Source organism: Mesobacillus sp. (assembly GCF_049588175.1).
Taxonomy (GTDB): Bacteria; Bacillota; Bacilli; order Bacillales; family Cytobacillaceae; genus Mesobacillus.
This window is the reverse complement of the sequence record NZ_JBAVFI010000640.1, coordinates 1-8,020: the sequence shown is the minus strand read 5'-3', so window position 1 is coordinate 8,020 and position 8,020 is coordinate 1. Positions and strand designations below refer to the sequence as shown.

Here is an 8,020-nt window from a genome sequence, read left to right as displayed (position 1 = left end):
AGCTGGACAGGTGAGACCCCGCAGGAGCGAAGCGACGAGGAGGCTCAGCGCCAGCCCCGCGGAAAGCGAAGCGCCTGGAACGAAAATCAAAAGCCTTGTTAACAGAGCAAATATAAAAAAGAACTCGTTTAAAGGAGATTCCATGAAAAAAACAGTCAAACTCTACTCCCGCCCACGCTGCCACCTGTGCGAGACAGCGCGTGAAATCCTTGAAGACTTGCAGAACCAATGGGATTTTACAATAGAAGAAATCAATATTGACCTGGATGATGAGCTGGTCGAAAAGTACGGAATCATGATTCCTGTCGTGGAATTGGACGGGGAAGAGCTTCAATATGGCATTGTGAACAAAAAATTCATAAGTGAAGCGTTTACAAGAAAAAACCTTGAGTTTATTAGTTGAATTGAGTTTTCACTCCTGTTAGAATGAAATCTGTAGCAGGGGTGATTTTTTTTACCGCGAGTGGGACATAATATGTCTTGGCGGGACATTTTGTGACCAACAGTAAAAAAGGAGAATATCATTATGCACGATTCGCTCATTGATATTCAAAAAAGAATATTGCCCGATTTAATGCAAGTTATGCAAAAACGATACCTCATCCTGCAGTACATAAACGTGATGCAGCCAGTAGGCAGGAGAAACCTTTCCGTCAGCTTGAACCTGACAGAGCGGGTTTTGCGTTCTGAGGTGGAATTTTTGAAGGACCAGAATCTGATCTCGATGTCGGTTCAGGGAATGACACTGACGAACGAGGGAAAAGATATACTGGAAAGTCTTGATAGTGTAATGCGCGATATTATGGGTATTAACTCATTAGAGCGCCAGCTTAAGGAGCGCATGGGTATCAGGAAAGTGATTGTTGTCCCTGGGGACAGTGACCGCTCACCATGGGTGAAGAGCGAGCTTGGCCGCGCGACAGCCGATAGCATGAAAGATCTTCTGCAGAGCAACAATATCATTGCTGTGACAGGTGGATCGACGATGGCGGCTGTGGCGGATATGCTGACACCAGACTTTGGCGAAAAAGATTTGCTGTTTGTACCGGCAAGAGGCGGAATTGGTGAGGATGTCAAGAACCAGGCAAACACGATTTGCGCAATCATGGCAGATAACACGAATTCGCGTCATCGGGTATTTTATGTTCCCGACCAGGTCAGCAGCGAGATTTACGAATCCTTCATTAAAGAACCACTGATTTACGAGGTATGGAATTTAGTTAAATCCGCTAGCATGGTTTTACACGGTATTGGAGACGCTATTACAATGGCGGAACGTCGTAATACCAGCCCTGAGGATTTGCAGAACATCCTCAAAGGCAAAGCAGTCGGCGAGGCTTTCGGCTATTATTTTAACGAAGCAGGGGAAATCGTTCACAAAGTGCTGACGATCGGTCTTCAGCTCAATGACCTCGCGAATATAGGCGATGTTATCGCGGTTGCCGGCGGTGAATCAAAGGCAAAGGCGATCAGAGCTTATATGAAACAGGCACCTTCCTCAACGATCCTCATTACGGATGAGGGAGCCGCCAAAAAATTGTTACAAGGGTATCACCCTTAATATAAAAACAACACCTTTAAGGAATCAAAGGAGGAAATACACATGGCAGTAAAAGTTGGTATTAACGGATTTGGAAGAATTGGACGCGTAGTTTTCCGCGCAGCATTGAACAACCCTAACGTAGAAGTAGTGGCAGTTAACGATTTAACAGATGCAAACATGCTTGCTCATCTTTTAAAATATGATACTGTGCACGGAACTTTAAATAAAGAAATCACGGTTGACGGTGACTACCTTGTAGTTGACGGACACAAAGTAAAAGTTCTTGCTGAAAGAGATCCAGCACAACTTGGCTGGGGCGACCTTGGCGTAGAAGTAGTTGTAGAATCAACTGGACGTTTCACTAAGCGTGCTGACGCTGCGAAACACCTTGAAGCAGGCGCTAAGAAAGTTATCATTTCTGCACCAGCATCTGACGAAGATATCACAATCGTTATGGGTGTTAACGACGACAAGTACGATGCAGCTAACCACCACGTAATCTCTAATGCATCTTGTACGACAAACTGCTTGGCTCCATTTGCAAAAGTATTGAACGACAACTTCGGCATCAAGCGCGGTATGATGACAACAGTTCACTCTTACACAAATGACCAGCAAATCCTTGACCTTCCGCACAAAGACTACCGTCGTGCACGTGCAGCTGCGGAAAACATCATTCCGACAACAACTGGTGCTGCAAAAGCAGTTTCTCTAGTATTGCCTGAACTTAAAGGCAAATTGAACGGTGGAGCTATGCGTGTTCCAACTCCAAACGTTTCATTAGTTGACCTTGTTGCTGAGCTTGACAAAGACGTAACAGTTGAAGAAATCAACGCAGCATTCAAGAAAGCTTCTGAAGGCGAACTTAAAGGAATCCTTGGCTACAGCGAAGAGCCGCTTGTATCAAGCGACTACAACGGCAATGCATATTCTTCTACAATTGATGCACTTTCAACAATGGTTATGGAAGGCAGCATGGTAAAAGTAATCTCTTGGTATGACAACGAGTCTGGTTACTCTAACCGTGTAGTTGACCTAGTTGATTTCATCGCTAAAAAAGGTCTGTAAGCTATCATTGGATAAACCATCCATTAACGACTATAATGTAGTGGGATGAATTGGGGAGCGGGGAAAAGTCCCTCTCCCCTTTTTCTGCTTAAAAGCGCTCTGGCGCCATTTTAAAGGAGGTCTCTAGCCTTGAATAAAAAGACAGTTAAAGATGTGGATGTAAAAGGAAAACGAGTTTTTTGCCGCGTTGATTTTAACGTGCCAATGAAGGATGGACAGGTTACGGACGATACAAGGATCCGTGCAGCCCTTCCAACAATCCAGTATCTAGTTGAGCAGGGAGCGAAAGTCCTTCTTGCAAGCCACCTTGGCCGTCCAAAAGGGCAGGCTGTTGAAGAATTGCGTTTGACTCCAGTGGCAAAGCGTTTGTCTGAGCTGCTTGGAAAGGATGTAAAGAAAACAGATGAAGCTCATGGCGAGTCTGTAAAATCTGAAATCGACAGCATGAACGAAGGCGATGTCCTGCTTCTTGAGAATGTCCGCTTCTATCCAGGCGAAGAGAAGAATGATCCTGAACTTGCAAAAGCATTTGCTGAACTGGCAGATGTGTATGTGAACGATGCATTCGGAGCTGCACACCGTGCGCATGCTTCAACAGAAGGCATTGCCAAGCACCTTCCGGCAGTATCAGGCTTCCTGATGGAAAAAGAGCTTGAGGTACTTGGAAAAGCTTTATCAAATCCTGAGCGTCCGTTTACAGCAATCATCGGCGGAGCGAAGGTTAAAGATAAAATCGGTGTCATTGATAACCTATTAGAAAAAGTAGATAACCTGATCATCGGCGGCGGACTAGCTTATACATTCGTAAAAGCACAGGGCCACGAAGTAGGCAAATCTCTTTTAGAAGAAGATAAAATTGAATTGGCTAAGAGCTTCATGGAAAAAGCAAAAGCAAAGGGCGTTAACTTCTACATGCCAGTAGATGTAATCGTTGCGGATGATTTTTCTGCGGATGCAAATTCAAAGGTCGTTGCGATTGAAGAAATTCCTGCAGATTGGGAAGCTCTTGATATCGGACCTAAAACAGCTGAAACTTACCGCGATGTGATTCAAAAATCGAAATTGGTCATCTGGAACGGACCAATGGGCGTATTTGAAATCGACAAATTCGCTGAAGGAACAAAAGCTGTAGCACAAGCATTAGCCGATGCAAGCGATACATATTCTGTCATCGGCGGAGGCGACTCTGCAGCAGCTGTTGAAAAATTCAATCTAGCTGACAAAATGAGCCACATCTCAACGGGCGGCGGTGCTTCCCTTGAGTTCATGGAAGGAAAAGAACTTCCAGGCGTTGTGGCATTGAACGATAAGTAAGCTTTGATTCAACAAGTTGACAGCATGGCGGCAGCTTGAGGGTGCGGATCCTGCGGCTGCTCCTGCTCGGCTTTTAACAAAGCTATTATGATAAAAATAGTGCAAATAACCAGCCCAACATCCAGTGGCGAATTTTAAAATAGTTTGAACTTTTATTTTTAGAAGATAATCATTTTGCTTAACACAGCAGGAAACTCGAAAGGAAGTGTCAGCATGCGAAAACCTATTATTGCAGGTAACTGGAAAATGCATAAAACGCTGCCTGAAGCTAAGAAATTCATTGAAGAAGTAAGCGGACTTGTCCCTTCAAAGGACAAGGTTGAATCCGTTGTTTGCGCGCCAGCATTGTTTCTTGGACAATTGGTCGAGCTAACAAAAGAATCAGATCTTGAAATTGGTGCACAAAACATGCACTTCGAAGAAAGCGGTGCTTTTACAGGCGAAATCAGCCCTAACGCACTACAAGACATCGGTGCAAAATATGTAGTAATCGGACACTCTGAACGCCGTGAGATGTTCAATGAAACAGATGAAAGTGTTAATAAAAAGACATTAACTGCATTCAAATACAATCTGACTCCAATCGTTTGCTGCGGTGAAACGCTTGAACAGCGTGAAAATGGAGAAACAAATGAATTTGTTGGCGGCCAGATCAAAGCAGCTCTTAACGGGCTTTCAGATGAGCAAGTAAAGCAAACGGTTATTGCTTACGAGCCGATCTGGGCAATTGGAACAGGTAAATCTTCTACTGCAGAAGATGCTAACGAAACTTGTTCTCACATCCGCAAGGTAATTGCAGAGCAGTTTTCTCCAGAAGTGGCTGAAGCAGTTCGCATTCAGTACGGCGGAAGCGTAAAACCAGGAAACATCCAGGAATATATGTCCCAGCCTGATATTGACGGCGCTTTAGTCGGCGGTGCAAGCTTAGAGACAGATTCCTTCGTGCAATTATTGGAGGCAGGTACTCATGAGTAAACAGTCACCAACAGCTTTAATCATTCTGGACGGCTTCGCATTGCGCGGCGAACGGATGGGAAACGCCGTTGCCCAGGCAAAAAAGCCGAATTTTGACCGCTATTGGAACAATTACCCGCATGCACAATTGATTGCAAGCGGTGAAGCGGTGGGCCTTCCAGTGGGTCAAATGGGAAACTCTGAGGTTGGACACCTGAACATCGGTGCTGGGCGCATTGTTTACCAGAGCCTAACTCGCGTGAATATTTCGATCCGTGAAGGCGAATTTGAAAAGAATGATACATTCCTTGCGGCGATCAAGCATGCGAAGGAAAAAGGCACAGCACTACACTTGATGGGACTGCTTTCAGATGGAGGCGTGCACAGCCATATTGAGCATATGTTTGCTCTCTTGAAGCTTGCGGCAAGTGAGGGCCTTACAAAGGTTTATTTACATGGCTTCCTTGACGGTCGCGATGTTGGACCGCAAACGGCGCCAGGCTATATCAAACGAACATTAGAAAAAATGAGTGAAATCGGAGTCGGTGAATTTGCGACGATTTCTGGGCGATACTATTCAATGGACCGTGACAAGCGCTGGGAGCGTGTAGAGAAATCCTACCGTTCAATGGTGTACGGCGACGGACCTACGTATTCAAACCCAATGGAGCTCATTGAAGATAACTACAACAATGGAATCTTCGATGAATTCGTTGTTCCATCTGTCCTTGTAAAGCCAGATGGTTCACCTGTTGCGACTGTCAAGAATGACGATGCTGTGATTTTCTACAACTTCCGTCCTGACCGCGCAATCCAGATTTCAAATACTTTTACAAATAAAGACTTCCGTTCATTCGACCGCGGAGAAGGCCATCCAGAGAACCTTCACTTTGTATGCTTGACGCATTTCAGCGAAACGGTTGATGGTTATGTTGCATTTGAACCGACAAACCTGGATAATACAATCGGTGAAGTAATTTCACAGGCAGGCATGACACAGCTGCGTATCGCTGAAACGGAAAAGTATCCACACGTAACGTTCTTCATGAGCGGCGGTCGTGAGAGCGAGTTTCCTGGAGAAACAAGATTATTAATAAATTCTCCAAAGGTTGCTACCTATGACCTTCAGCCGGAAATGAGCGCTTATGAATTGACGGACGCTTTATTAAAAGAAATTGAAGCCGATAAGTTCGATGCGATTCTTTTAAACTTTGCAAATCCAGACATGGTTGGACACTCAGGCATGCTTGAGCCAACGATCAAGGCTGTTGAAACAGTTGACGAATGCCTCGGACGCATTGTTGACCTGATTGTCTCTAAAGGCGGTACAGCGATCATTACGGCGGATCACGGCAATGCTGATGAAGTTGTGACACTTGAAGGCTCACCAATGACAGCACATACAACAAACCCAGTGCCTGTTATCGTGACGAAGGCAGGCGTTGAACTCCGTGAAGACGGAATACTCGGCGACCTTGCACCAACTATGCTTGAACTTTTAAAACTTGAACAGCCAGCAGAAATGACTGGAACATCAATAATTAAAAAATAACCCAAGAATAAGGAGAGATTACTTATGCCATTTATTACAGACGTATACGCTCGTGAAGTATTGGATTCCCGCGGTAACCCAACAGTTGAGGTAGAAATTTTCACAGAATCAGGCGCTTTCGGACGCGCGCTAGTTCCAAGTGGAGCTTCAACAGGTGAATACGAGGCAGTTGAGCTTCGTGACGGCGACAAGAGCCGCTACCTTGGCAAAGGTGTTTTAAAAGCAGTTGAAAACGTGAACGAAATCATCGCTCCATTCTTGATTGGCGAAGAGTTCAACGTTCTTGACCAGGTTGGCATCGACCATGCGCTAATCGAGTTAGACGGTACTGAAAACAAAGGTAAATTAGGCGCTAACGCTATTCTTGGTGTTTCTATGGCTGTTGCACACGCTGCTGCAGACTACCTTGACATTCCTTTATACCAATACCTTGGCGGATTCAACGCGAAGCAGCTTCCAGTTCCAATGATGAACATCGTTAACGGCGGAGAGCACGCTGACAACAACGTTGACATCCAGGAATTCATGGTTATGCCTGTCGGCGCTGAAAACTTCCGTGAAGCACTTCGTATGGGTGCTGAAATCTTCCACAGCCTGAAGTCTGTTCTTAAAGAAAAAGGCTTGAACACAGCTGTAGGTGACGAAGGTGGATTCGCTCCAAACCTAGGATCTAACGAAGAAGCTCTTCAAACAATCGTTACAGCAATCGAAAAAGCAGGCTACAAGCCAGGCGAGCAAGTCATGCTAGCTATGGATGCTGCATCTTCTGAGTTCTACAACAAAGAAGACGGCAAGTACCATCTTTCTGGTGAAGGCGTTGTTAAAACTTCTGCTGAAATGGTTGACTGGTATGAAGAAATGTCTTCTAAATACCCAATCATCTCTATCGAAGACGGTTTGGATGAAAACGACTGGGAAGGCCACAAGCTATTGACTGAGCGCCTTGGCGGAAAAGTTCAGCTTGTTGGTGATGACCTGTTCGTTACAAACACTAAAAAGCTTTCACAAGGTATTGAGCAAGGCGTTGGCAACTCAATCCTAATCAAAGTTAACCAAATCGGTACTTTGACTGAAACTTTCGACGCAATCGAAATGGCTAAGCGTGCAGGTTATACAGCTGTAATCTCTCACCGTTCTGGTGAAACAGAAGATGCAACAATCGCTGATATCGCTGTTGCAACAAACGCTGGCCAAATCAAGACTGGTGCACCATCACGTACAGACCGCGTAGCGAAGTACAACCAACTTCTCCGCATTGAAGACCAGCTTGGTGAAACAGCTCGCTTCAACGGAATCAAATCTTTCTACAACCTTAAGAAGTAATTCTTTTTGGTAAAATAAAACGCCGACAGCATGACGATGCTGCCGGCGTTTTTTATTGGAGAAGGCGGAGTGTTTTTTCTAACTGTGGTAAATCATCGAAGGGTAGAATTGGTTGGCATAAAGGCGAAATAAACGTCATTGGTGCTCTGATTCTCCTAATAATTGGATTTTCAGGTTACCAATCGTGGTCATTGGAGCCCTGCTTCTCCTAACAATTGGATTTTTAGGTACCCAATCGTGGTCATTGGAGCCCTGTTTCTCCTAAC

Annotated in this window: 7 protein-coding genes; all 7 read left to right on the top strand. The window is 45.0% G+C overall.

The features are described from left to right. Positions 1 to 403 (top strand): glutaredoxin family protein (locus WB217_RS15425; RefSeq protein ID WP_423994124.1); only part of this gene is annotated, 403 nt, incomplete at its 5' end. A gap of 123 nt (positions 404 to 526) precedes the next feature. Further along, positions 527 to 1,561 (top strand): sugar-binding transcriptional regulator, encoded by a 1,035-nt coding sequence (locus tag WB217_RS15420; RefSeq protein WP_423994122.1) that lies wholly within the window; start codon positions 527 to 529, stop codon positions 1,559 to 1,561. Positions 1,562 to 1,603: 42 nt separating this feature from the next. After that, positions 1,604 to 2,611 (top strand): type I glyceraldehyde-3-phosphate dehydrogenase, encoded by a 1,008-nt coding sequence (gene gap, locus WB217_RS15415; RefSeq protein WP_213370605.1) that lies wholly within the window; start codon positions 1,604 to 1,606, stop codon positions 2,609 to 2,611. 129 nt (positions 2,612 to 2,740) lie between these two features. Beyond that, on the top strand, positions 2,741 to 3,925 hold the full coding sequence (locus WB217_RS15410; RefSeq protein WP_335428708.1) for a phosphoglycerate kinase: 1,185 nt from the start codon (positions 2,741 to 2,743) through the stop codon (positions 3,923 to 3,925). A gap of 213 nt (positions 3,926 to 4,138) precedes the next feature. Beyond that, positions 4,139 to 4,900 carry a triose-phosphate isomerase gene (gene tpiA / locus WB217_RS15405; RefSeq protein ID WP_423994119.1) on the top strand — a complete coding sequence of 254 codons (762 nt, stop codon included), beginning with the start codon at positions 4,139 to 4,141 and terminating at the stop codon, positions 4,898 to 4,900. Then, entirely contained in the window at positions 4,893 to 6,431 is a 1,539-nt protein-coding gene (gpmI, locus tag WB217_RS15400; protein ID WP_423994118.1) for a 2,3-bisphosphoglycerate-independent phosphoglycerate mutase, read from the top strand. Before tpiA ends, gpmI begins: the two co-directional genes overlap by 8 nt. Positions 6,432 to 6,455: 24 nt before the next feature. After that, on the top strand, positions 6,456 to 7,754 hold the full coding sequence (gene eno / locus WB217_RS15395) for a phosphopyruvate hydratase (protein WP_423994117.1): 1,299 nt from the start codon (positions 6,456 to 6,458) through the stop codon (positions 7,752 to 7,754). The last annotated feature ends 266 nt before the right edge of the window (positions 7,755 to 8,020 follow it).

Bases quoted from the DNA above. Each gene is read 5' to 3' on its own strand.
- WB217_RS15420 (WP_423994122.1), top strand. From the start codon at position 527: ATGCACGATTCGCTCATTGATATTCAAAAAAGAATATTGCCCGATTTA.
- gap (WP_213370605.1), top strand. From the start codon at position 1,604: ATGGCAGTAAAAGTTGGTATTAACGGATTTGGAAGAATTGGACGCGTA.
- tpiA (WP_423994119.1), top strand. From the start codon at position 4,139: ATGCGAAAACCTATTATTGCAGGTAACTGGAAAATGCATAAAACGCTG.
- gpmI (WP_423994118.1), top strand. From the start codon at position 4,893: ATGAGTAAACAGTCACCAACAGCTTTAATCATTCTGGACGGCTTCGCA.
- eno (WP_423994117.1), top strand. From the start codon at position 6,456: ATGCCATTTATTACAGACGTATACGCTCGTGAAGTATTGGATTCCCGC.